This window comes from Acinetobacter sp. ATCC 27244, from assembly GCF_000156555.1.
GTDB lineage: Bacteria > Pseudomonadota > Gammaproteobacteria > Pseudomonadales > Moraxellaceae > Acinetobacter > Acinetobacter haemolyticus.
Genome location: NZ_GG665949.1, coordinates 164,824 through 190,689, shown reverse-complemented (window position 1 = coordinate 190,689; position 25,866 = coordinate 164,824). Strand labels below are relative to the sequence as shown.

Genomic DNA, 25,866 nt, shown 5'->3' with positions numbered 1-25,866 from the left:
GGTTTAGCCTCGTACTGCTTTGAGTGCTTCCGCAACTGCCTTTTTGAAACGTGCAATCACTTCAACACATTCATCTTGGTTGATAATCAACGGGCAAAGTAAACGAATAACTGTACCGTTGCGACCACCTTTTTCCAACAATAGCTTATTGTTGAAACATGCAGTTTGAATTGCCGCAGCTAATTGTGCATCAGCAGGAAGCGAACCCATATGGTCTGCTGGTTTACGCTCATCGACGATTTCAACGCCGATCATTAGGCCACGACCACGCACATTACCAATACATGGGAATTCTTGTGCAAGTTTCTTAAACTCTGCTTGTAAGAAATCACCACGCTCTTGTGCATTTTGCGCAAGATTTTGCTCTTTAATGGTTTTCAAAACCATTAGGCCTGTGCCCATCGCCAATTGGTTACCACGGAAAGTACCCGTGTGACCTGCTGGCTGCCAAGCATCAAACTTACGCTTAATACCAAGCACAGCTAATGGAAGACCACCACCAACAGCTTTTGACATCACCACAACATCAGGCTCAATCCCAGCATGTTCAAAGGCAAACATTTTTCCTGAACGTGCGAAACCAGCTTGAACTTCGTCCAAAATTAAAACGATATTGTGCTTTTCAGTCACTTCACGAATTTTTTGTAGCCATTTCGCTGGCGCAGTTACCACACCACCTTCACCCTGAATTGCTTCTAGAATGACAGCAGCTGGCTTTGTTACACCGCTTTCAACATCTTCAATGAAGTTTTCAAAGAAATACGTTAATGCATCAACACCAGCCTCACCACCTAAACCAAGTGGGCAACGGTATTCATGCGGATATGGCATGAATTGGACACCAGGCATTAAACCATTCACAGCATTTTTAGCAGACAAATTACCTGTCATTGCTAATGAGCCGTGAGTCATACCATGATAACCGCCAGAGAAGCTGATCACTGAACTGCGACCAGTAAAAGTTTTTGCAAGTTTAATTGCTGCCTCAGTCGCATCTGCACCAGACGGACCACAGAACTGTAGGCAATATTCTTCTTTACCACCCGGCAAGTGTGCCAAAAGTGCTTCTGTAAACGCATCTTTTAAAGGAGTCGTTAAGTCTAAAGTATGCAATGGCAAACCGCTTGCCAATGTATCTTGAATACTTTGAATCACCGCAGGATGATTATGACCTAAAGCCAATGTTCCTGCCCCAGCTAAACAATCAAGGTACTCTGTACCTTCAACATCAGTAACCCAGCAGCCTTGTGCTTTTGCAATTGCCAACGGTAGTTTACGAGGATAACTACGAACATTCGATTCCATTTGACTTTGGCGAGTCAAATAATATTCGTTGGTTGCATTAGCGGCAGGATTTACGGAAGTAACGCTCATATCGAATTACCATCTCTGATATGGGTAAAAGAAATAAGTCTGGTGACTTTTGGTCCTTTGACTCGGTGCTTGTTTGAATCTAGCGCAGACACAAAATTTTATATCTTTCAACTAGGAGCGAGATGATACCTAATTTTCAAAGAAAATAAACAATTTTATGTCTTAGATTCATCTAATATTATTGAAAAAAAAATTCTTTCAATTAAGTATGATGGATTATCATCATACTATGTGACAAGAGAAAGAAAGTAAGCTTTTTTTAATATGAAATTTATTTTTAGATAAATGGTCAAATTGCACAATATATACAACTGATTTTTAAATATTTTTTATTTTATTTCTCAGTTGCAAGATCACACTAAGTTATTACAAATACACCACAAAATATGCTGATGTTACTCACGACTTCTTTTTAATATCAAAGTTGAAAAAATAAATCTTCAGTACCAAATTCTAAGGAATTTTTTATGCGCACTCTAGCTCTCTCAACCATGATACTTGGAGCAACATTGAGTCCTACACTTTTTGCCCATGAAACAGAAAAACTAAACTACAACATCATTAACATTCAAGCAGATGCTTCGCGACAAGTTGCAAATGATGAAATGCGCGCCGTGCTTTATATTGAAAAAAGCCACAAGCAGCCTGCTGAACTCTCTAATCAAATCAACCAATTGATGAATCAAGCACAAGCAATTGCTCGCAAATACACTCAAGTTAAAGTTGAAACTGGCGCTCAAAGTACCTACCCAATCTACGACAATGACAGTAGAAAATTGAAAGAATGGCGTGCTCGTGCCGAAATTCAACTGGAAAGTAAAGATTTTAAAGCAGCTAGCCAGCTCATTAGTGAGTTACAACAAAATTTCCAAACTCAATCCATCAACTTTACTGTTTCAGATGAACAACGTAAAAAAGTTGAAAATGAGTTGATGATTGAAGCATCTAAAAATTTCCAACAACGAGCACAAGCCATTACTCAAGCATGGAACAAAGCTCAATATAATTTGGTCAGTTTAAACTTGAATACCAGCAACTATTTCCCTCAACCTGTGATGCGTGGTGGGATGGCTAAATTTGCGATGGCAGAAGCTGCCCCTGCTCAAGATATGGCAGCAGGTGAATCAAAAATTACGGTCAATGCGAATGGGAGTATTCAGTTTAAATAAGTATTGCTTCAGTCCAAAACCGCGCCAATGCGCGGTTTTTTCAGATAAACCATGTAAAAAACAATTAAGTTAGGATAAACGATAGCTATAATTGATAATAATTCTTATTTAAATTTTGCGAATCAACCAGTAAGATGCGAGAAATTTAAACCATTTTATCGTTTTATGAAATCTATATCCCACACAACAATCTTTAAGTTAAAATTTCAACCGAAGTTTCTAAGTTTTGCAGTCACCTCGATATTGAGTGGAATTGCTCAAATCTCTTTTGCAAATGAAATATCATCTATTGAAACTCAACAGCTACCTACAATTACACTACAAGCTCAAGGTAATTGGCTAGAAAATGCCAATGCTGAAAAAGTACAACACCATGCTGGTGCACGTACAATTGTCGACCGAAACCGACTCGATGAAATCGCAACAACCTCTATTCGTGATGCTTTAAAACAAATTCCTGGCGTCCAAGTTCAAGACAGCAATGGTACTGGAGGAAGTGATGTTTCATTAAATATTGGTGTTCGTGGTTTAACCTCACGTCTATCACCTCGCTCAACTGTATTAATGGATGGTGTTCCACTTGCAGTCGCTCCTTACGGTCAACCACAATTATCTTTAGCCCCAGTATCAATGGGTAATATTGAATCTGTAGATGTGGTTCGTGGTGCAGGTTCTGTTCGTTTTGGGCCACAAAACGTGGGTGGAATCATAAACTTTACAACGCGCAGCATTCCACAAGAGTTTTCAGGCTCGATTGGCCTAACCACAGAGTTTGCAACAGGGACTGATCAACTTAAATACACACCTCACATATTTATTGGTGGTACTTTAGATAATGGCTTAGGCTTAGCCCTGCTCTATTCAGGTACAAAAGGTGACGGTTATCGAGAAGCCAATAATAAAATTGACATTGATGATGTTATGTTGAAAACAGCTTATCAATGGACTGACCAAGATCAAATTGCCATTAACTTACATCACTATGAAGGGCACGGAGAAATGCCTGAAGGGTTAAGTGCCGAAAAGTTTGTAGAAAATCCTTATCAATCTAATCAAAGTCGCAATTATTTCGCAGGTCGACGGTCAGATATTTCTGTGAAATATAGCCATAAAGATGAACTGAACAACTTTGAACTTTTGGGCTATTACGTTGATTCATTTCGTACTAGTGATTTAGAATCAATTGGCAATAAAGGCATAAGCACACTCAGCAGTTCACCGCGTGATTACAAATACTTTGGTATTGAGCCACGTTACTCACGTGCTTATCAATGTGCAAGTATGGATAACGAAGTGACCGTGGGTTATCGTTATTTGCAAGAAGAAAGCTCTGAATTTTCAGGACGAGCGCAATATGACACAGTTACAGGATCTCCTGGTAAATCTATCGCAAACACAACCAGTGAAGGCGGTACCAAAGCACATGCAATTTATATTGATAACCGCTTTGGTATCGGCAATTGGGTGATCACCCCAGGCATTCGATTTGAATCAATTGACACACATAATAACTTCACCGCATATAACAACGGCATACCAACCAACACAATCTATCCAAAAATCAAATCAGAAGAGTTTTTACCAAGTCTTTCAGTACTTTATAAAGCCAATGAAAACTGGAATATCTTTGCCAATGCCGGTATTTCATTTGGACCACAACAATACAATCAACTAGTCACGACGAAAACCGTTGATGGTAAAAATACAGCATTCTCGACACTTGATGGCTTACATCCAGAGAAGTCGAAAAACTATGAAATCGGCACCAAATATTTAGGTAATGGCTTAAGTGCTGAGCTCACCTTATTCTACTTGGACTTTGATAAAGAACTTTTCTTGGAACGTCCAGACAATATCGGTACAGGGATTTGGACAGATTTAGGCGCCACTAGTCATAAAGGGATAGAAACTGGGCTTAGTTATGATTTTGGTCAACTCGCAGATGCTTTAGAGGGGCTGAAAGTTTACGGAAACTATACCTTTACCAAAGCAACCTCAGAAGCAGGCAAGTTTGAAGGCAAAGATTTACCCTATTATTCACGACACTTAGGTAACCTCGGTTTAGCGTATCAAGTTGATCAGTGGTCAATTAATGCAGACATGTTCGCACAATCAAAACAACATGCTCCGGGTTCTGGTAATGTTTATCAAACACAAGAAACCGCAGATGGTCGTATTGGCGACATCCCAGGTTATTCAACATTTGCAGTAAGAGCGGGCTATGATTTTAGCTATCAGCTAAAAGGTTTAAAAGTTGCTGGAGGTGTGAAGAATGTATTCGATAAGCAATACTTTACTCGTTCATCTGACTCAACGGGCGGTAAATATGTTGGACAGCCGCGTACTTTCTTCTTACAAACATCTTTTGACTTCTAAATAAGTACTTAAATTAAGAAAAGCAGAAACCATGTTTTCTGCTTTTTTATTGATTTAATTCAAAATAGTGTTGCAACTCCATACGATTTGGTAACTCGTCAAATAAAACTAATGGCACATCAGAAGTTGTCCAGCTGGCTTTTGATTTCATACAAAAATTTAGTACTTGCTCAGGCACAAAATCCTCCTGAATCAGCCCCAAAGGGATCCAAACAATGTTCGGATTGTGAGCCAATGTATTTGGAACAGGTGAACCACATTGACGACAAAAGCAATTCGTAAATCCTGTCTTCTTACTAAAGGTCTGAATCAATTGCCGTCCACGTCGCCAATGAAAAGAAGAAGCTTGCACAAAGGTTGCCGCATTGACGCCTGCCCCAGATTGCTTACGACATAAACTACAAAAACAATGATAAATCATTTTTATTTTTTCTAAATGGAATTCAAAACCGACTTCCCCGCACAAACAAGCACCTGTAAATAGTTTATTTTGATTCATTAATGTCATCTTTTTTATCCTCATGGTTTAGGTGTATCGGCATATTACTAGGATGTATAACTTTTCTTAATCCACAGTAGAATTCACAACTAAAACAAACCCATCTTTGTTTTATGCATCTTTAGCAAGATTCTGCAAAGAATCCCACGCAGCTCTTGCTAGCACTTCCCGATACATTTTGGGATCAGCAACCACTTTTTTGGATAACCAAGCGCGGCAATAACTTTCTGATGCACCAATCACCAATGACATCATCAATTCAATCGGTATTTTTTTTAATGATTCAAAATCAGCGTGTCGTGAAACATGAGCCATAATATTTTGATTTCTTGTTTTATTTTTATCGCTTAATGTCTGTTTATATTCACTTTGCATAACACTGAAATGCGCTAATAATAAAAACTTTGCGAATTCTGGCTGATCTGCTACCCAATCAACGTAGCTATAAATCAGTGCAAAAATTACATCTTGTAGTGATTTTGCCTCATCTAAATATCGATCTCGTAAGCAAGCTTGATCTTCTAAAGCGGCAAAAACCAATGCTGCAATCACACCCTCTTTATTTTTAAAATGATGATAAATCGCACCTACACTACTTTCAGACTTTTCTCGAATCATCTCAATACTGGTTGCATCTAATCCATAGTCAAGAAAACAGGACAATGCATCCAACAATATCTGTCTTTTTAATAAAGATCTCCGCTGAGGATACAATCTTTCCAATAATTGCTGAGCCGTTTCCATATTCAATTTAAGTTCGCCGATCGTCGGAACTATTGTGTATGACTTGACCACAACTTGTAAACAGAATTATATTCTGTAAAAGAATTAAATTTTGTTTGATTAGGATAATATCAAATGGCTTCAACTTTAGACTTATGGAATAAAGCTTCTGCTTTTCCTGCTGGCAAATGGACATTTACACGCATGCTTTGTCTTAAAGCCCCCTATTTCAGTAGTATTGCTCCATTATTTGAAGAACTAAAACCAAATTACTGCAAAATATCGATTAAGAAAAAGCGTTCGGTACTCAATCATATTGGTACTGTGCATGCGATTGCGATGTGCAACATGGCTGAATTAGCAGGCGGAACGATGACAGAAGTTACGGTACCTTCTAGCCACCGTTGGATACCAAAAGGCATGACAGTTGAATACTTAAAGAAAGCAGAAACAGATCTAATCGCAATAGCCACTCCTGTTGAGGAAAATTATGATTGGGACAAAGCGGGCGAATATCTTGTGAATGTTGACGTATTTGATAAAGCCAATGAAAAAGTGTTCCATGCAAAGATCACAATGTGGATTTCTAAAAAGAAAAAATAAAAAAAACCCCCGAACTCTACAAGTGCGGGGCTTTTCACATTTAAAGATTATTTTTTAAATGGCAATGCATATTTAAAAATACGACCCACCACTTCACCGAATTGTTTTACAAAACTCGCATTATTGTAATTTAGGCCATATTTTTTACATACAGCCTCTACTTTTGGTGCGACTTCACGATAACGACGTGCAGGGATATCTGGGAATAGGTGATGCTCAATCTGGTGACTGAGATGCCCTGTTAAAATATGAAATGCCTCTGATCCCGTGAGATTTGATGACCCACGAATTTGGCGCATATACCAATGACCACGACTTTCATTTTGTAAAACTGTTTTCGGGAAAACTTCTGCATCTTTGGTAAAGTGACCACAGAAAATAATACTAAATGTCCAAACATTACGTATACCATTGGCAACCAAATTTCCTGCAAATACAGGAATTGCCGACGGCCCCGCAATCAATGGGAAAAATACATAATCTTTAAATAATTGTTTGCCTATTTTCTTTTTAACAGGTCGCCATTCCTGCTTAAACTCATCCATAGTTTTGCGCTTATACACGAGTTTGCCTAATTCAAGATTTTGAATTGCGACACCCCATTGGAATAACAGACTGAAAGGCAAGATATATAATGGCTGAATCACAGAGAACTTCGTCCACCGCTGCTCTGGAAATAAGCGAAATACGCCATAGCCAACATCATCATCCATACCTTTAATATTGGTATAAGTATGATGCTTGTAATTATGTGTTTGTCTCCAATTATCTGAAGTCCCTACCGTATCCCATTCGTAGGTTTGACCATTGAATTTAGGATCGTTCATCCAGTCATACTGACCATGCATGACATTGTGTCCCAACTCCATGTTTTCCATGATCTTGGCAAAACCTAATAAACCTGTTCCCAATAACCATGCTGGCGGAAACCAACCTGCAAATAACAGTGCACGTCCTAAAAAGCTACTATAGCGAATGGTTGAATAAACACGACGAATATATTTCGCATCTTTTTCGCCCAAATCATTTAACACATCTTGTTTGATTTGATCCAATTCGCGTGCAAAAGCTTCTAACTCTGCGGCAGTTAAATCACGATTTTTAGGGTTTTTAAAATATTGAATTTTAACAGGCATGTTCATAATCATTTTCTCGCTTATAGATCAATCACAAGATCAGATTGAGCAGAATTTACACAAATTTTTAATAGCTGAGATGGTTCATGATTGGCTGAACCATTAAGTAGATTTTTTGTCGCACCTTGCGCTTTATTACAAGCACACTTATTACAAATTCCCATACGACAACCGTGGTTTGGCTTGATGCCTTGCTGTTCTAAACTGGCTAAGATCGATTGACCTTTTGGAATTGCCACAGTCTTATTAGACTGAGTTAATGTGACATTAATAAAACCCGTATCTGTCGCATCATGTTCAAATTGACTTAAGCTAAATGCTTCGGTTTGGATGAATGCAGCATTTACGAATAATGTCTCTGCGATTGCCACAAAGCCAGAAGGACCACATGCATAAACTGTGGTTTGATTCAACTTGGTTAATTGATCAACATGATTCTGATTTAAACGCTGATCTTGCTCTTGCGTACAAAGAATTTGATAGCTGAAATTTGCAAAATTTTCTGAAACTTCTTTTAAATACTCAGCGTATGCTGCATCTTCATAGGTTTTAACCCAGTACATTAACTGAACATTGACTGTATTCAATTGCTTAGATTGGCATAGTGCTTCAATCAAACTCAACATCGGTGTGATGCCACTGCCTGCTGCAAGTAACAATAAATTTGGACTTTGAATATGCTGTTGCATATCGCCATAAGGTTGCCCTAAACGAACGATATCGCCTATTCGTGATTTCTCAACAAGCCATGAACTAACAAGACCTTGATCAACTTTTTTCACCGTCAAGCAAAGATGTTCTGCATCCACTTGCATCAAACTATAAGTACGCTCGTAATGACGTCCAGCAATTTCAACCGTAATCGGATGGTGTTGTCCTGCCCTCCCGCGCTGAACATGACGATTGCATTTTAAAATTAGACTGACCGTATCTTTTGCCACTATTTGTTTTTTTACGATTTGGGCTAAAGGTTGATTTACAGACCACAATGGATTGATTTTCTGTAACCAAAAATTGGCATCATGGCTGTTCATTACGCTGTTTGCCAATGAATTGAATAGAGAATTTCTCTTTTCGATTGCATACATGAGCAGGTACTCTGGTTGTTTTGTAGTTATTATACACATGTATATTTATTTGTATATATACATGTGTATAATAATTTATGTTTCACAACTTCAAATACAACCGCTATACTCTGAATTAGCTTACTTATATTTTGAAAACAATGGTTCATTCTTCTTTTTCACAACTCAACACTGACACATTAAATGACCAAGATGTCATTCCAATGAAAGCTCCTGTGCGTTCAGTAGGCAGAAAAGCAACAATTACAAGAGAAGAGTTATTCCAAGCAACTTTGAATCTGATCGGTCCACAAAAAAGCATTGCTTCATTGAGTTTGCGAGAGATCGCACGTGAGGCAGGTATTGCACCCAATAGCTTCTATCGCCATTTTAAAGATATTGACGAGCTTGCGATTGCATTAATTGATCGTGCAGGTTTGGTTCTGCGTAAAATTATTCGTGAAGCTCGATTAAAAGCAGTTTTACAACAAAGTATTATCCGAAGTTCTGTCGAGGTCTTCATTCAGCAATTAGATGCAGATGAAGGAAATCTCAGTCTATTGCTACGTGAAAGTTATACTGGCTCAACCTCTTATAAAGCTGCGGTTGATCGTCAACTCAATTTCTTTCAACAAGAATTACAAGAAGATTTGATTCGTTTAGAACAAATGAATAATAGTAAAATGAGTCATGCCGACATTGCAGCCAAAGCGATCACTCAATTGGTATTTAATATGGGTGCTAAAGTACTCGACCTCCCTGTTGAACAACGAACCGAGGTTGCAGAACAGACTATGATCATGATTCGAATGATCTTAGAAGGTGCTCGACATTTGGATGAAGCCAGTATTCGTTAATCCATGTCTATCACAATTTACATTATTGTTGATCACCCGCTTGAATAATCCGTACTGGTATAAATCTTATCTGTACAAGAGTAGGCATATTTTTTAAGTCACGCGGTAAAATAGCGTTTAATTTCTCTATTTCTGCAGTATTTGGCAATGTGTCTCCTTCAACGACAACACGGACTAACGTGTATTGAGTCTGATTAGCAAATTGTATTTTGTCGATAATATTATTATTTTTATTTAAAGCTTCGGTAATAGCTGTACGCGCTTTTGTTTCGTACATCTGTTTTTTGATCATATGTAAAAAATTTGCAGTCAGATAAACACTCAGTACCAACAAGCACAGTAAACTCACCATATTCCGTTTTATAAACTCTAATACATTACTCTGTACTTGCTCATCAGAACCTCTTCTAAAACCTGCAATCCACAATACCAATGAAGAACTGATCTGTATTGCCACAATATTGGTAAATGCCAATAAAAAGGCGTTGGCGGAATGGCGAAAATCCAAATGTGCCAATAAAATCCCACTTGCAACTAATGGCGGAACTAAAGCCGTTGCAACAGCAACACCAACGACAGCCACGGAGAGTCGAGGTGAAACAGCTGCAAATGCACCAGCAGCCCCACCTGCCAACGCAATCATTAAATCAATCACATTGGGTTGAGTTCTAGATAATATTTCATGGGTGAGCGCCATATTAAAATTGATCAGTCCTAATATCACACCAATCCCAAAAATCATGACCACACCTAGAACCAACGTTTTAAGTGCCGTAATAAACAAGATCCATCGATTATCAATCAGAGACAATGCAATTGCTGAAATTGGCCCAAGCATCATTGCGACAAGCATAGCCCCAATTACAACTGCCGAAGAATCAGCCAACAAACCATAGCCTGCAATGACAGCAGCTAATGCATTCATAATAAAGAATGTTTTCGTAGGTAAAGCATCTGCCTGAATATTTAAACGCACTAATTTATGGTCAATCTTTTTAGAATTCTCTCGCAAGGCTTGCTTATAACGTAGTTTTTCTTTTAAAACCTCAATTCGCTTATGTTCAGGATGATCACTAATGACAATGGTTGGCTTATCTTTTTCATTTTCCATTTGTTATATCTCTTTGTTAAAAGAATAAAATCACTACGCTCAGCACAGCAGAACCAAGGCTTTATTTCAATCGAATCATTTTACTTTAAGACACTGTAATTTATTCAAAAAAATATTAAAACTCACCATTGATTACAAAAGGTTTAAAAACTAAAACACTCTCAAAAGATCTTGAAGCGTACTCTAAATAAGGAGTCAACGGTTTTAATTTACTGTTTTTCATTAATGATAATTGAATGAGGTAACTATGAATTCTTCAGCGGCTAAAACTTTAAAAGTATATACACGTAATAATTTAGATGATTCAATCAAAGAAGCGACGGTTAAAATCTTGAATCAAATTCTTGCAAATTTGATCGATTTATCATTATTAACAAAGCAAGCACATTGGAACATGCGCGGTAGCAATTTTATTGCAGTTCATGAAATGTTAGATATGTTCCGTACATCTATTATTACGCATTTAGATAATGTTGCTGAACGTGCGGTACAAATTGGTGGTACGGCGCTAGGGACTACTCAAACAGTTGCAGAAAGCTCTCATCTAAAACCTTATCCAGTTGCGATCCATGCTGTACAAGACCATTTAAAAGAACTAGCTGATCGTTATGGCGTAGTGGCTAACCATCTACGCGATACCATTGACGAAATTCAAGATCCTATTTCGGAAGATATTATTCATGCAGCTTTAGAAGACTTAGACCAATATCTATGGTTCTTAGAAGCCAATATTGATCACTAAATTTAAATGCATAAAAAAGAGGACTTTATCGTCCTCTTTTTTATTGGTATTACAATTATGGTTTAACGACGACCAACACCTGAATCGCCTCAGGCGTAACAGATAAACCATCAAGTAAGCCTAAGCCTTCTTGTTGGAATTTTTGCAAACGCTCAATTTCATCTTGGCGAATACTTGGGTTAAATTGCTTGAGATAAGTTAAACGGTCAATCTCATATTGCCATTTACCACTATAGTGTTCTTTAGCCTGTTTCATTAATTCAGGCAATGACGATTTAGCAATATCCAACGCTTGTGCATAACGTGTTTCAATCACTTCGCGACGTGCTTTCACCACTTGACGGCAACTATTACCATCTAAATGGTGCAGGTACGGACGTAAAATGCTTGGATCAATCTTTGCAGACAAGTCCTGACCATTTTCACTCAGTAATACACGAATCAACTGCTTCGGCAAACTAGACGGTAAGTTTAATGCTTTTGGTGCAACTACATCGACCTTAAACCAAACCTCAAGTAACACTGAACCTTGTTTTAAGGCATTAGATTTTAACAACGCAACATTGGTACTACCAAAAGATTGTGTACGGATCATTTCCATCACACTTTCAATAAATGGGTGTTCCAACGTTAAGTACTGCGCGTCTTCACGAATCTGTGCCTGATCACGATAGAAAGTTGCTGTCATACCTTCTTCGTCCAAGGTCAAACCTTGAACTTGCATTTGATCAGTAGGCTTGATGATCACGGTACCGTTACTTTGCTCATCAAAATCAATGTTGGTTGATGACATAAAACGCTTCACAAACATCGGTAAAGTCGTATTGTCATCATAATCTTCAAGTGCTTGTACAATGCCTTGTGCAACCACTGGACGACATGAATTGTACTCAAGCAAACGGTCACGCCCTGCTTGTAATTCAGCTTCCAATGCTTGACGTTGTACATTCACTTCTTCAAGTAAATCTTCAAAGGTCTGACCTTGATCCGCAAGCAAACAATCTTTCAATTCAACAATAAAGTTCTCTTGTAACGTCTGCGCTGTCGGAGAAATATTACTGAAAATATTGAGTGCTTCGTTGTACCAACGGAACATACGCTCTTGCGCTGTCCCCATTAAATAAGGCACGTGGATTTGAATACGGTTTTCTTGACCGATACGATCTAAACGACCAATACGTTGCTCAAGTACATCAGGGTTTGCCGGTAAATCAAATAGGATCAGATCGCTAGCAAACTGAAAGTTACGCCCTTCTGAACCAATCTCAGAACACAACAGGATTTGAGCACCATAACTGTCTTCTGCAAAGTATGCCGCCGCTTGGTCACGCTCTAATAAACTCATACCTTCATGGAACATCGCTGTGCGAATGCCTGCATGTAAGCGTAATGCATTTTCCAAGGCCTCAACCACAGGCCCACTGCGTGCAATCAACAATACCTTTTTATGTTTTAAATCCTTGCGGAGAACTTCCATTAACCAAGGCACACGTGGATCTGTTTCCATCCAAGCGCCATCAATTTGCCCCTCTTCAGGCCACATCTGCTCACGCATTTTGCCATCCATAGACCAATCTTCTGGTGCTGGTAATGGTGCTGGCTGACAATCACGACCAGGGAAACCTTGGATGGCTTCACGGGTATTACGGAATAGGATACGACCTGTGCCGTGACGATCCAAAAGTTCATGAATCGCACGCATACGCTGTTCAGGCTGATCATCAATCCGATGACCCAATAAGCCTTCTAGTGCTGCCAAATGCGCTTCAGTCAATGCTTCGTCAGACATTAATACTTCGGCAACTTTTGCCGTTTGTTGATATTGTTCTTCTTCATCGAGGAAGCGATCTAAACTGCTAAAACGTTGCGGATCGAGTAAACGTAAACGTGCAAAATGACTTTCTACACCTAACTGTTCAGGTGTAGCTGTAAGTAATAAAACACCCGCCGTTTGTTCTGCTAATTCTTCTACCAGATCATAACGATCATTACCGCCGTCTTCTTCGCTCCACATCAAGTGATGCGCTTCATCCACCACCAGTAAATCAAAGCCCGCTTCAACCGCCTGCTCTCGTAAATCCTCATGGTCAACCATCAAATCGACACTGGCGATAATACATTGTTCCGTTAGGAAGGGATTAAGATCAGGATCATGTTCTTTGATCGAAGCAGTACGGGTTAAATCGAAAAGCGAGAATTGCAAATTGAAACGGCGACGCATTTCAATCATCCACTGATATTGTAGTGAATCAGGCACCAAAATCAGGATACGTTCTGAACGTCCTGTTTTGAGTTGCTGATGGATGATTAAGCCTGCTTCAATGGTTTTACCCAAACCGACTTCATCGGCCAATAAAACACGTGGTGCAAAACGCTTACCGACTTCATGCGCAATATAAAGCTGATGTGGAATCAAACCGACACGCGCACCGAGAAAACCACGTAAAGGACTGGTATGCATTTGCGCTTGCAACAACATCGCTTCGATACGAAGGTCATACCACTCTTTATAATCGACTTGGCTTGCCAACAGACGTTCTAAAGGTTTTGACAGCTGAATTTGCGCACCAATACGGGTTTCATTGAGAGACTTACGCTCTTCTTCACCATTTTCCAGTGTGCGAACCACGTCATAACGCAATACACCATGACGATCTTCAATGGACTCAACAATCCACTTGATCCCTTCTTGGTCTTGCAATTCATCTTTAACATTAAAAATGATTCGTGATAAGGGTGCATTATTACGTGCATAAACACGAGTTTCATCACTTTTGGGGAATAAAATACTAATAGAACGTTCATCTACATCAATAAGAACACCTAAACCGAGTTCAGTTTCTGTATCTGATAACCAACGTTGACCAATAGCAAACGGCTGCAATTTATTCCACCTTTTCTCATGTTAGCCCACATATTGTATGCCTTAAACTGATGAAAGTTTAAGCTACTTTATGTAGTTTTAAATTTGGTTTTCACGGAAAATGATTCACGCAAACAACCCTAATATTTTGACATAAAGCTGACTGAAATAGCGCACTTTAAGTCTCTTTAGATTAAAAAAATACGGTTAAAACGGCACAGGACAATCAAAATCAAGCTGTGTGCCTGTTTTAGGATGAGCAAAGCTCAGTTGCGTCGCATGTAAACACAAACGCTCATAAAGCTGTTGCTGTTCTGGTGTAGCATATAAGGTATCGCCAAGAATCGGATGACCTAAATATTGCATGTGTACCCGAAGTTGATGTGAACGGCCTGTAATCGGGATCAACTTGACCCGTGTGACTGCCTGCCCTTGGATCTCTAAGTGCTCAATCGCTTGCCACTCTGTTAAAGCGGGTTTGTGATGAGTTGCATCAACGATGTGTAATGGAGGACGGCTTGGATCATAAATCACAGGAATATCAACCGTTCCCTGTCCTTCTAAATGACCGGCAACCAAAGCTTGATAGATTTTTGAAGTTTGGCGATCTTGGAATTGACGCGAAATAGTACTTTGCCCAAATTTAGATAATCCAAAAACCAAAATACCAGAGGTATCACGATCTAAACGATGGATGAGTAAAGTTTTGGGTTCTAATTTTAATAATCGATTGATCAGACAATCTTGTAAATCTGGTGTTTTCCCTGGTACTGTCAGAAGCCCAGCAGGTTTATGGATGACCATAAAATCTTCATCACGATGAATCAAATATTCACTTAGAAAATCACTCAAGGTAGCCTTCCAACGACTGGATGAAAACAAGCCGGCAATCATAAAAAGCTTGGCGCTGAATTACAATGCATGACACGTATTTTTACTGATTTTTTTCGTGTTTCTCTCTATTTTTCATCCAGATTCAAATTTAAATGATGATTTAGGTCTGTTGCTCTAGAAATTGTTGAATCGCATGCTGGGCAATTTCTGCATCTTGAAAAGATTGTACCCCTGAAACACCAACAGCTCCCACAACCTGCTCTTGATAAACAATCGGCTCACCGCCCTCTAACATGCCGTTGGCTGCATTTATTGTTAAAAAGCCGATTTTACCATCACGGATCATATCTTCGGATGCCTTGGTCGCTCTGCGACTGACTGCGGCAGAATGGGCTTTTTCTTGGCAAATTTGTGTTGATAATACTGGTGCACCATCCATACGCTTCATCATTAACAAGGTTCCACTGTCATCGACCACGGCAATACTGACATTAAAACTATGTGCTGTCGCATAGTCCAATGCTGCATCAACCAAAATGTCTACATCCGCCGCCGTTAAATAATGTTTGGTTTTCATTGTTACTCCATTCCTATGAGTTTTTTATCAAAAGCTTATTTAAAATATGATCAATAGAAGCGCTATCTACAGCGTGTGCAAGCCAAAATATTAAGGCTTTTGGGAAGCTAAAGATCAGCGCAAATATAGTTTACTATTCAAGCATTATTTTACATTGTGGTACAGTAAAGATTATTTATTTTTTGCTTTTTGAAGTTAAAACTTGTTATACAAATTATTGTTAAATCAAAAATATAATTAAGAGCATTAATTATTTTAAATCAATTAAGGGCTATTTTATTCTGATCAATCTAAATCTATTCCATTAAAAAAAGCCCGAACGAATCGGGCTTATGTAGGCATCACAGCGTTATTTCATTTCAGCAAAGGTTTCTTTTGCTGCCTGAATCGTATCGGCAATATCCTGATCTGAATGCATCGATGAAATAAATCCTGCTTCAAATGCAGATGGTGCAAGATAAACACCACGCTTTAACATACCATGGAAGAATTTCTTAAATGCTTCAACATCACAAGCCAACATTGAATCAAAGCTGGTAATGTCCTCTTGATCGGTGAAATACAAACCAAACATACCGCCGACTTGCTGGGTCTTAAATGGAATCCCCGCTTCATCTGCCGCTGCTTGTAAACCCGCAAGTAACTTTGCTAATTGCGCCGCTAACTTGTCATAAAAACCCGGTTCACGCAGATGCTTGAACATTGCGATACCTGCTCGCATTGCCAATGGATTGCCCGACAATGTTCCTGCTTGGTATACCCCACCTAAAGGTGCGATGCATTCCATGATTTCACGTTTACCGCCGAAAGCACCGACTGGTAAGCCTGCACCAATAATTTTACCCAAAGTGGTCAAATCTGGTTTTACGTTATAGACCGATTGAGCACCACCTAAAGCAACACGGAAACCTGTCATCACTTCATCAATGATAAATACTGATTTGTATTCATCACAAACATCACGAATTGCTTGTAAGAAACCATCAATTGGCGTTACCAGATTCATATTGCCTGCAACAGGTTCAATGATCACACCCGCGATCTCATGACCAAATTTGCTAAAGCATTCTTTCAACGCTTCAATATTGTTATACGGCAACGTTAATGTATGTTTAGCAAAATCAGCAGGTACACCTTTTGACGTTGGCTCACCTTCTCCTAAAGTCAATAAACCAGAACCCGCCTTCACCAATAACGAATCTGAATGACCATGGTAACAGCCTTCGAACTTTACGATTTTGTCACGACCTGTATAACCACGTGCTAAGCGTATCGCGGTCATGGTTGCTTCAGTCCCTGAACTGGTCATACGCACCAACTCAATTGAAGGCATAATTTCGCAAATCGTGTCTGCCAAAGTGGTTTCGTGTACCGTTGGCGCACCAAAACTTAAACCATCTTCCGCTGCTGTTTGTACTGCTTGGATAATATCTGGATGTGCATGACCCAAAATCATCGGTCCCCATGAACCAACGTAGTCTACATAACGCTTACCATCAACATCCCACAAGTACGCACCTTTAGCCTTTTCGATAAAGACAGGTGTACCGCCAACACCGTTAAATGCACGTACAGGCGAATTGACACCACCCGGAATATGTTTATTTGCTTGTTTAAATAACTGTTCTTGCTTTGGAGATAAACTCATAAAAGACTCAACCTAGAATCGAGGACGAGGAACGTTGTCGTTCCGAGAAACGATGAAAGTTCCGCAAAGCGGATTACATCTAATTTAGTCAAATAACGTTGCCCATGCATTTACACGAGCAGGAATTTCGGCTGTTGATCGTCCTAATATATCACTAATTACGGCACAAAGGCTTGCCCCAGCCTCAATCACCACTTGAGAATTTTCAACGGTCAAACCACCAATCGCACAAATAGGTACAGCGAATTTTTGTTTAGCCTGCTTGATTACTTCGATGCCCACATTGCCTGCCTCTGGTTTAGTTGAGGTGGCATAGACAGCACCAAAAGCCACATAAGTTGCGCCATCAGCAATCGCTTTTTCAGCCAACTCTAATGAATTTAAGCATGTACGACCAATAATCACACCATGCGGTAAACGTGCAGCGGCATCGCTTATTTCCCCATCTGACTGCCCCAAATGGACACCTAATCCAAATTGTTCAGCTAAAGCCAAATCATCATTAATCACAAATGGTACTTGGTACTTTTCACACAATGTTTTGATCTGTTCAACTTCCATCGGTTGATCTATTTTTGCCACTTTCTTACGGCGATATTGCAAAATCGCAACTTTTCCCGTTGCTAAAGCAACTTCTAATTTTTCAAGTAATAATTGGATGGGATCATCATTGGTGATGAGATAAAGACCGCGCATGAAAAATTCACTAAAAATGTATTAGGTTCAGGGTATATTTTCTTATTTAAAAATTAAAGAGAGAGTGCGTATTTACATCATTAAAAATAAGTATCACAACAAAAAAGCCGCCATACGACAGCTTTTGAAAATTCTAATTTCTTATACAACGTTTAAGAATCAATTTTATCAAACTTACGATCAATCAAACTCAGGCGACCACGAACCACATCGGACAACATCCGCCAATCAGAGATAAAACTATAAAGTGGTTGCTTAAAACTTGCAGGCTTATTATGTTCAAAGAAAAAATGTCCAACCCAAGCACACGCATAACCAGACAATAAGCCATAAGCCAAATATTTAGCCTTACGCTGGCGAATCGCTTTACTCCAAAAATATAAACCAATCGAACTGCCTGCTACATGCAAACGTCGACTCGCCATACTGCGATGCTCGGTTAAATAAAAGCGATAAAACTCATTGTAATCTTTTATCGGTAAAGTGAATTCTACCGGCTTCGCTAAATTTGCTGGTGCATTCATTTTTTGATCATCCTAATCCTGTCCTCTCTGCACACGGTACTGCATTTTTTGTACAAAATAAAGTCATGTAAGATAATACGATATACTGAACCATGTCCTACAAGGAAAATAGCCTTTTTCAGCATAATTGCTCAACTTGTGTTTAGGTTATACTCAATCATAAACTTATTCATTCTAACGGTCAGGAGTCATCTCCACATGGAAATAGAACTTAAATTTCAACTTCCTGCATCTAAGAAAAAAAGTGTGTTATTGGCATTAAATAAGCAGAAAGCTCAAAAAATTCGTCTACAAGCCAAATACTACGATACTGCTGATCGAACTTTAGCAAAAAACTATGTCGCAATCCGTTTGCGTCAAGAAGGTGAACATTGGGTACAGACCTTTAAAGCAGCAAGTAAAAACCATTTACAACGCATCGAAGAAGATATTGAACTGGGTAAATGTGAACAAGAACCTGTTTTAGATTTATCTCTTTATGAAAATTATCCAGCTGTACAAAGTATTTTAAAAGACCTATTAGGGGATCCACTCACTCCATTAGAATTACAATTTCAAACTGATGTGGAGCGCACCTTTCACACCTTTGAATTTCAAGGTTCAAAAATCGAAGTCTGTTTAGATGATGGGGAAATTCGAACCGCCAAGGACACAGCAAAAATCTGTGAAGTAGAATGTGAACTAAAACAGGGTTCAGCCCGCGATTTAATTATTTTCTCGAATCATTTAGTCGAAAAATATCAATTATGGCTCGATGTACGTAGTAAAGCTGAACGGGGCAATTTATTGGCAATGGGAAAAAAAGTTTCACCAGCGACTAAAGCCAAAACATTACAACTTCAATCAGACTTTTCTGCTGAGCAAGCGATCAAACTGATTATTGAAAATTGCTTAAATCAAATTCTACCCAATGCCGCTGCAATTGCTGGCGAGGTGGCTGAAGCAGATCATATCCACCAAGCGCGCGTTGGCATACGTCGTTTACGTTCAGCACTCAAACATTTTTCTCATTGGACAGAGCAACTTGATCCAGCTTGGCAAAATGATCTGACAGAGATTTTTCAAGCATTGGGTCAATCAAGAGATCAAGATGCGATTCAAGCATCCGTCATTCCATTGATTAAGGCTGTATCTGATTTTGACTTCTCATTTCCAAGTTCAGCTAAAACGAATATTTCCAAGCAATTAAGCAGTGTTAAAACAACACAGCTATTTCTATCCTTATTTAGCTTTATCTATAGTGAAAATGAATCAACAACGAAGTTGTCGAAACAAGTTGCGAAAAGTTTAACGCAACTCTATCAAAAGATTTTGAAAGATACCTCGGTATTTTCAGAACTTCCAGTTGAACAACAACACCGTACACGAAAACGAGTAAAACAATTGCGTTATTGCATCGACTTTGTATCAGGCTTATATCCTGAAAAGAAGGTTCAGCAATTTCTAGATAAGTTACAGCCGATCCAAGAATATTTAGGTTTTTATAATGACTTGTTTGTGGCTGAGCAAATTTTTCAGCAACATGCAGCGAAGCAATCGCAATTTTTATTTGCTTTAGGTTGGGTCAAGGCACAACAACCGCATGTGATGAAAAAAGCAGATAAAAAGCTACAAGTCTTGTCTCATAAAGATATCTTCTGGGAGTAAAAGTTTCTTTTGCCTTCTATATTATTATCATAACGGAGTCGTACCGAACCCTCATTCAATCTCGGTATATGCCTTCGGCGACCTACTTTTCTTTCGGGAAAAGTAGGCAAAACCATTTGTCATCCACAAAACCTGTTCTCGGCTTTCATTAATCTAATTTCATTAACTCGTCCAAAACTACCTATCTTTTTAGTATCACGCAGGTTGTGGATGACGCTCCCGAGTAGCATATTCCCAAACAAGATTTTTATGCAGCTTAGATCATTCAACGATACTTCCCAAAAATCTTCCACGTGCCATTATCGGCAATCGGATCACTGTAGCTATCATTGCGTTGCTTGCGCGGCTTATCCCGCGCATCGACCAATTTAAAATGTGGCTCCACACTGAGAATCATGCCATTCATATAAAAACGAGTTCGCGTGTATTCACTTTGCCCATGCTGAAACACATAAGTACGCAGATCAATAAATTCACGGTGCGCCACCAAAGCTGCGGTATCATCGCTCTCTAACCACGCTTGCATCGCAAAAATTTGATCGGTATCAAACTGTCCGCATTTTTCCACTAATGCCGCCACGCCTCGAAAAGTTTTAGATTCTTTTGCACGAGTTTTATTAATCCGAATCCGATCTACATGGAAAAAAAATAGAGGTAGATTCAGATGACTCGGTAAATGGATGGCATCAATAACCTCATCTTGCATAAATGGCTGACAAAGTTGCTGCGCTCTTTCAATCAAAGGTTGCCATTGACGATAATATGCATCCACTTCCTCTTTTAAGCCGTAATATATCGGCAGCCCTTCTACATGCTGCAAATGTTGAGGTGGATGAATATGCTGACGCAGTAAAGCAATATCGGTTTTTAGGCTTTGAATCTCGATTGCATCTGACATTTTGATTATTCTAATTTACTTAGGCTATTTTAGATTAAGACAACGGTTTTGTTTATGCAAGGCTTTGTCTATAATGTCTGATCTAGTTTTGTTGGAAAAGAACATGTCTCAAAAAATTAATGCGACTGATGTAACTGAAGAAGAAGCTTTAAATGCGGTATTTTTTGAGCGTGCAGATGAATTTATTAAACTCGCCAATGAATTTTGCCGTCCACCAAAAGGACAAACAGCAAAACCAGAAGAGTTACGTGGTCAAGTGAGTGCAGCAATGCTATTTGCCACTGCCCGTTTTAACACATGGGTCGCAGCAAATAATTTTAAAGATGGCAATGAAATGCAAGAAGCGAAAGAGCAAGTCATGTCATATTTACTGCAACAATTTCAAATGATGTTAGAAGATAACTTTGACGAATATTGTGAGCAGTTTGATAACTATTTACGTTTCCGCAAAAACGAAGATTTCCACACACATAAACATGACCACAAATAATCCTTTGTAGGTCGAATCGATAAAAGGCATTAGGTATCTCAATGCCTTTATCTTTTTTAATTAGAATGCGGTATTCACCAAATATGCGGTATAAGCAACGAAGCTGAATAACCACACTCCACCCTTAACACGTCCGATTCGCCCTCTTCCTTTAAAGCTCAGTGTAAATATCAATAGGCTTAAAGTGAGTGCACCCATTACCACCATGTCACGATGTAACACTTCTTGTGGCACAACTGTAGGATGAATCACCCCTGCTAAACCGACAACAGCGAGCGTGTTAAACATATTGGAGCCGATCACATTACCTATCGCAATATCTAACTCACCTTTGCGTGCTGCTGCGATCGAAGAAGCCAGCTCTGGCAAAGACGTTCCAATAGCAACCACAGTTAATCCAATAATTAAGTCACTCACACCAAAGGCTTGAGCAATTTCTACCGCCCCCCAAACCAATAAGCGTGAACTAATCACTAAGATAATCAAACCAAATAAAAGCTGAAAAATCGAACTCTTTAATGGTGTTTTTTTGCTTTGTAGATCGGTGTTGAACTCATGACTCAATACATCACTTTGACTTCGCATGCCTTGCCAAATCGACCAGCCCATATATAAGACCAGCATCAAAAGCATTAACACTGCATCAATTCGGCTGAGCATCTCATCAAAAATTTGTAAGATACAGATTGCGGTGACTAACAATAATATTGGCAATTCTTTACGTACAACCGCAGATTGCACCATAATCGGATGAATTAATGCAGTTACACCAAGAATCAAAGCAATATTTGCAATATTTGAACCATAAGCATTCCCTAATGCCAGCCCTGGGTTTCCATCAATAGCAGCCATAACCGAGACAACAATTTCGGGTGCTGATGTACCAAACCCGACAATAATCATCCCAACTAGCAAGGGCGGCATACCTAAGTGACCCGCAGTGGCTGAAGCACCATCAATAAACTTATCGGCACTCCAGACCAATAAAATCAGTCCAACAATCACCGCGATCACAGCAAAAGCCATGCTACTCCCCTTTTCCTTATCAATGAAAACACTTCACATGCATTGGATTAGCTTGTCTTCTAATATGACGAGCAACAAAAATCCAAGCATGTGAATTTAAATCTAACTTCAACCATGAAAGCACAGATTTTTTAAAAAACCACCATCAAAGTGAGGAGATCCAAATCAACGAGGATCTTGAGCCTGACCATATTGATCAGCCATCACCTCAACGAAATGCTCAAGTTTAATGTATTTTTTAATGACACGATCAACATCATCTTTACTTAGCTTGGCAAATTCTTGGTCACGCACAGCTCGATCCAATAGCGTTTTATTACGTTCTAATTGCGAAGTCAACATACCGTGAATACGGCGTTCATCTTCTAGTGCAGTCACTCGTTTTTTCATGATATCAGCCTTAGCTGCTTCCACTTCTTGCGCTGTTACACCTTTGCTGAGTAAATCATTCAGTACTTTGTGAACTGACTGAGAGACTTGGCCAGAACGACCTGCCGTATAGTTGGCGGTGATACTTAAAGTACCATCATCGATATCAGGATCTAGGTCTAAACCACTCCCAAATCCATAGACCAATGCATTTTTCTCTCGTAATTCTTGCGCTAAACGCGAAGAAAGTTGCGAGTTACCTAAAATATGACTAAGCACAATTAAAGCAGGTGCATCTGGATGATAAGAACCAACCGGAATCGCTAAAATACTTTGATAGCTTCCAAATTCACGCTGTTCAGATAGCGCATGAATTTTCTGTGCTTTATATTCCGTATATTGTCCAGTAACTTTACGGAAAGGTTGTTTTGCTTTCCAAGACCCAAAGGTTTTCTGCAAAGTCTTTTTCATTTTCTTTGCATCAAAATCACCTGTGATCGCAATTTGAGCGTAGTTCGTTTCAAAGAACTGATCGTAAAACTGCTTAACTTGTGCTTGTGTCGCTTCATTCAACTGCTTCTTCGCAAGTTCAGGCTCAAAGTGGTAACGTAAATCTCCCGGCTGATAGATTTCTAACACACGAGATAAAGTCATCGATGCCACGACTGCGGGTTCAGTATACGGACGATCCAATGCCGATAAACTTTGATTCTTAGCTAGATCAAACTCTGTTTGGGCAAACTTTGGCTGCTTTAACACATCCACGATAAAACTGAAGAAATCTTCAAATTTATCTTTTTTCGCCTGTATAACGATGGTTAAACCGTTGCCATTTGAACTCACGGATGCCCCGCCACTCGCAGCAATCGCCTTATCCGTAATTTCCTGCAAAGTATGTTTTTCAGAACCACGTAACATCAAATAACTCGCTAAATCTAAGGTTGTTGCCTTTCCAAATAGCGCCTTTTCATCACCAAAATCTAAACTAATCGTGGCATAGGTTTTATCATCACGTGTTGACGTTGGATAAAGTGCGTAACGAATGCCATTTTTCAACTGACCACGTTGAATCTTCTGTTCGTTTTTCTGCAATTGCTGTGCTGACTGTTCAACAAACTGTGCCACTTCTTGCTGATAAACTTTCACGTCCTTAAGTGGTTCAGCCACTTCATTCGTCTGATCTAAAGTTTTGGGCTGCTTTTCCTCGCTCAACGTCATTGCCTTTTTCTGATCTTCTGGCGTAGGTCGGATATCACCAGAAATACGATGTTCAGGCACTAAAAACTGTTTGAGAGTCGTATTTAATTCATCAACTTTGAGTGCTTGAATCGCTTGTAAATCTTTAAAATAACGATTCCACTGGCCATGCGAAGTTACTGCATAATCGCTTAAACGCGAACCTAAAGCGACCGCATCATTGGCAATGGTATCGGCTGCATTCTGGGTGATATTTTTGAGACGCTGTAGTTCGACTTCACTAAAAGCTTGTTTTTTCTCAACACCCGTTGTTAAGGCTTCACTCACTTGCTTCTCGTCATGATTCGGCGCATAAATTGCACCCATAAACACGAGATTAAAATCCTGATCAAGCCATGTTGTTGATTGAACAGCAGTACTGATTCCTGTTTCAACCATACTTTTATATAGACTACCGCTTGGCTGTAAAGTAAATAATCCTGGTGCAAGCGCTAAAGCAGGTGCGATATCGCTATTTTTTCCATTCATGTAAATATGAAACTTGGCGAGGTCACTTCCCTTTTCTACACTGAACTGACGTTGTTTGATCTTGGTACTATCTAATACTGGAACTTGCACTGGTGCAGGCACGGGTCTCGCTGGAATTGGGCTAAAATGCTGGTCAATTTTTTTCAGCACTTCGGCTTTATCAAATTTTCCAGAAATCACCATGATTGCATTATTCGGTGCATACCACGTTCTGTAAAACTGATTCAACTCACTCATATTGATTGATTTCAACTCAGCAAGATCACCAATTGGCAAACGCCCAAGATATTGATTGCCGTAAGCTGCTTTCAACATTTGATCCATCAACACCGCAAAAGGTTGATCCATACGGATCTCACGTTCACGCTTTACAATCTCAATTTCGGCTGGAACAAATTTTTCCTGTAGAACCAACTTATCCATACGCTCAGCTTCGAGGTATAAAATTTCATTCAGCGCATTTTTCTCAGGACGAACAATATTAATATACTTGGTTGAATAATAATCAGTGCTGGCATTAGTCATTAGCGTGTATTGATCCAAACGGCGCTGAAACTCATCGCCTTTAACATTGACCGTACCTTTAAATGCCAAATGCTCTAATAAGTGTGCAAGACCGCCCTTGCCCTTAGGATCGTTCAATGAACCGGTCAAATAAACTGTGTTTACATAGACTTTATTTTCTTTTTCATTTGGTGCCAGAATAACTCTAAAACCGTTATCTAATTTATATTCTTCAATATTTCTTTCACTTTTTACGAGTACCGCTTGAGACCAAGACGTCGCACTCAACCCGATCAAACAAAGAGAGAGAGTAAGCTGCTTAAACCGCGTTAACATAATTTATCCAAGTATTTTTTGGTGATTTAAATAAAAAAACTATAGTAGAGAACGATTCGCATTTTTAATAGT

22 protein-coding genes are annotated in these 25,866 nt (G+C 39.2%); 7 read left to right on the top strand and 15 right to left on the bottom strand.

Features of this window, described 5'->3' with window-relative positions:
* Positions 1-3: 3 nt before the first annotated feature.
* On the bottom strand, positions 4-1,374 hold the full coding sequence (locus HMPREF0023_RS00830; RefSeq protein ID WP_004638380.1) for a diaminobutyrate--2-oxoglutarate transaminase: 1,371 nt from the start codon (positions 1,372-1,374) through the stop codon (positions 4-6).
* A gap of 467 nt (positions 1,375-1,841) precedes the next feature.
* On the opposite strand from HMPREF0023_RS00830, the gene HMPREF0023_RS00825 reads away from it, so the two are divergent.
* The gene (locus HMPREF0023_RS00825) at positions 1,842-2,543 is read left to right on the top strand and encodes an SIMPL domain-containing protein (RefSeq protein WP_008940926.1); all 702 of its coding nucleotides are present in this window, start codon (positions 1,842-1,844) and stop codon (positions 2,541-2,543) included.
* Between the two features lie 165 nt (positions 2,544-2,708).
* On the top strand, positions 2,709-4,919 hold the full coding sequence (locus HMPREF0023_RS00820; RefSeq protein WP_005091101.1) for a TonB-dependent receptor family protein: 2,211 nt from the start codon (positions 2,709-2,711) through the stop codon (positions 4,917-4,919).
* A 46-nt stretch (positions 4,920-4,965) separates the two neighbouring features.
* Here HMPREF0023_RS00820 and HMPREF0023_RS00815 read toward each other — a convergent pair whose 3' ends face one another.
* Both HMPREF0023_RS00815 and HMPREF0023_RS00810 read right to left on the bottom strand, forming a co-directional pair.
* Positions 4,966-5,427 carry a GFA family protein gene (locus HMPREF0023_RS00815; protein WP_005091103.1) on the bottom strand — a complete coding sequence of 154 codons (462 nt, stop codon included), beginning with the start codon at positions 5,425-5,427 and terminating at the stop codon, positions 4,966-4,968.
* Between the two features lie 102 nt (positions 5,428-5,529).
* The gene (locus HMPREF0023_RS00810) at positions 5,530-6,162 is read right to left on the bottom strand and encodes a TetR/AcrR family transcriptional regulator (RefSeq protein ID WP_005091104.1); all 633 of its coding nucleotides are present in this window, start codon (positions 6,160-6,162) and stop codon (positions 5,530-5,532) included.
* A gap of 114 nt (positions 6,163-6,276) precedes the next feature.
* Between HMPREF0023_RS00810 and HMPREF0023_RS00805 the strand changes: the two genes are divergently transcribed.
* Complete coding sequence (locus tag HMPREF0023_RS00805; RefSeq protein ID WP_005091106.1) at positions 6,277-6,744, top strand: hotdog fold domain-containing protein; 468 nt, start codon at positions 6,277-6,279, stop codon at positions 6,742-6,744.
* A gap of 47 nt (positions 6,745-6,791) precedes the next feature.
* Here the strand turns inward: HMPREF0023_RS00805 and HMPREF0023_RS00800 are convergent, their stop codons facing one another.
* Together HMPREF0023_RS00800 and HMPREF0023_RS00795 are read right to left on the bottom strand one after the other, a co-directional pair.
* Positions 6,792-7,886, bottom strand: coding sequence for a fatty acid desaturase family protein (locus tag HMPREF0023_RS00800; protein WP_005091108.1), 1,095 nt, complete (start codon positions 7,884-7,886; stop codon positions 6,792-6,794).
* Positions 7,887-7,900: 14 nt separating this feature from the next.
* Entirely contained in the window at positions 7,901-8,968 is a 1,068-nt protein-coding gene (locus tag HMPREF0023_RS00795; RefSeq protein WP_005091110.1) for a ferredoxin reductase, read from the bottom strand.
* A gap of 140 nt (positions 8,969-9,108) precedes the next feature.
* On the opposite strand from HMPREF0023_RS00795, the gene fabR reads away from it, so the two are divergent.
* Entirely contained in the window at positions 9,109-9,804 is a 696-nt protein-coding gene (gene fabR, locus HMPREF0023_RS00790) for an HTH-type transcriptional repressor FabR (protein ID WP_004638372.1), read from the top strand.
* Between the two features lie 22 nt (positions 9,805-9,826).
* Here fabR and HMPREF0023_RS00785 read toward each other — a convergent pair whose 3' ends face one another.
* Positions 9,827-10,915 (bottom strand): DUF389 domain-containing protein, encoded by a 1,089-nt coding sequence (locus HMPREF0023_RS00785; RefSeq protein ID WP_005081876.1) that lies wholly within the window; start codon positions 10,913-10,915, stop codon positions 9,827-9,829.
* Between the two features lie 247 nt (positions 10,916-11,162).
* On the opposite strand from HMPREF0023_RS00785, the gene dps reads away from it, so the two are divergent.
* A complete protein-coding gene (gene dps, locus HMPREF0023_RS00780) occupies positions 11,163-11,657 on the top strand; it encodes a DNA starvation/stationary phase protection protein Dps (RefSeq protein WP_004638370.1) in 495 nt (164 codons plus the stop codon).
* Positions 11,658-11,712: 55 nt separating this feature from the next.
* Here the strand turns inward: dps and rapA are convergent, their stop codons facing one another.
* The 6 genes from rapA to HMPREF0023_RS00750 all read right to left on the bottom strand — a co-directional run bounded on the left by rapA (position 11,713) and on the right by HMPREF0023_RS00750 (position 18,799).
* Positions 11,713-14,541: an RNA polymerase-associated protein RapA gene (gene rapA, locus HMPREF0023_RS00775; protein ID WP_005091112.1), complete on the bottom strand. Its 2,829-nt coding sequence runs from the start codon at positions 14,539-14,541 to the stop codon at positions 11,713-11,715.
* Positions 14,542-14,727: 186 nt separating this feature from the next.
* Positions 14,728-15,372: an RluA family pseudouridine synthase gene (locus tag HMPREF0023_RS00770; protein WP_171057914.1), complete on the bottom strand. Its 645-nt coding sequence runs from the start codon at positions 15,370-15,372 to the stop codon at positions 14,728-14,730.
* A gap of 142 nt (positions 15,373-15,514) precedes the next feature.
* Positions 15,515-15,931, bottom strand: a complete 417-nt coding sequence (locus HMPREF0023_RS00765) for a GlcG/HbpS family heme-binding protein (protein ID WP_005081869.1) — start codon at positions 15,929-15,931, stop codon at positions 15,515-15,517.
* 349 nt (positions 15,932-16,280) lie between these two features.
* Complete coding sequence (gene hemL / locus HMPREF0023_RS00760; protein ID WP_004638366.1) at positions 16,281-17,579, bottom strand: glutamate-1-semialdehyde 2,1-aminomutase; 1,299 nt, start codon at positions 17,577-17,579, stop codon at positions 16,281-16,283.
* Between the two features lie 84 nt (positions 17,580-17,663).
* A complete protein-coding gene (gene thiE / locus HMPREF0023_RS00755; protein WP_005091118.1) occupies positions 17,664-18,275 on the bottom strand; it encodes a thiamine phosphate synthase in 612 nt (203 codons plus the stop codon).
* Positions 18,276-18,427: 152 nt separating this feature from the next.
* Positions 18,428-18,799 (bottom strand): DUF962 domain-containing protein, encoded by a 372-nt coding sequence (locus HMPREF0023_RS00750; RefSeq protein WP_005081836.1) that lies wholly within the window; start codon positions 18,797-18,799, stop codon positions 18,428-18,430.
* 198 nt (positions 18,800-18,997) lie between these two features.
* Between HMPREF0023_RS00750 and HMPREF0023_RS00745 the strand changes: the two genes are divergently transcribed.
* Positions 18,998-20,446, top strand: coding sequence for a CYTH and CHAD domain-containing protein (locus HMPREF0023_RS00745; protein WP_005091120.1), 1,449 nt, complete (start codon positions 18,998-19,000; stop codon positions 20,444-20,446).
* Positions 20,447-20,711: 265 nt separating this feature from the next.
* On the opposite strand, the gene HMPREF0023_RS00740 is transcribed toward HMPREF0023_RS00745, so the two are convergent.
* The gene (locus HMPREF0023_RS00740) at positions 20,712-21,344 is read right to left on the bottom strand and encodes a hypothetical protein (RefSeq protein ID WP_005091123.1); all 633 of its coding nucleotides are present in this window, start codon (positions 21,342-21,344) and stop codon (positions 20,712-20,714) included.
* Between the two features lie 103 nt (positions 21,345-21,447).
* On the opposite strand from HMPREF0023_RS00740, the gene HMPREF0023_RS00735 reads away from it, so the two are divergent.
* Entirely contained in the window at positions 21,448-21,834 is a 387-nt protein-coding gene (locus HMPREF0023_RS00735; RefSeq protein ID WP_004638360.1) for a DUF3144 domain-containing protein, read from the top strand.
* Positions 21,835-21,894: 60 nt separating this feature from the next.
* Here HMPREF0023_RS00735 and HMPREF0023_RS00730 read toward each other — a convergent pair whose 3' ends face one another.
* A complete protein-coding gene (locus HMPREF0023_RS00730) occupies positions 21,895-22,860 on the bottom strand; it encodes a calcium/sodium antiporter (RefSeq protein WP_005091128.1) in 966 nt (321 codons plus the stop codon).
* Between the two features lie 165 nt (positions 22,861-23,025).
* Positions 23,026-25,794: a M16 family metallopeptidase gene (locus HMPREF0023_RS00725; protein ID WP_005091130.1), complete on the bottom strand. Its 2,769-nt coding sequence runs from the start codon at positions 25,792-25,794 to the stop codon at positions 23,026-23,028.
* Between the last annotated feature and the right edge of the window lie 72 nt (positions 25,795-25,866).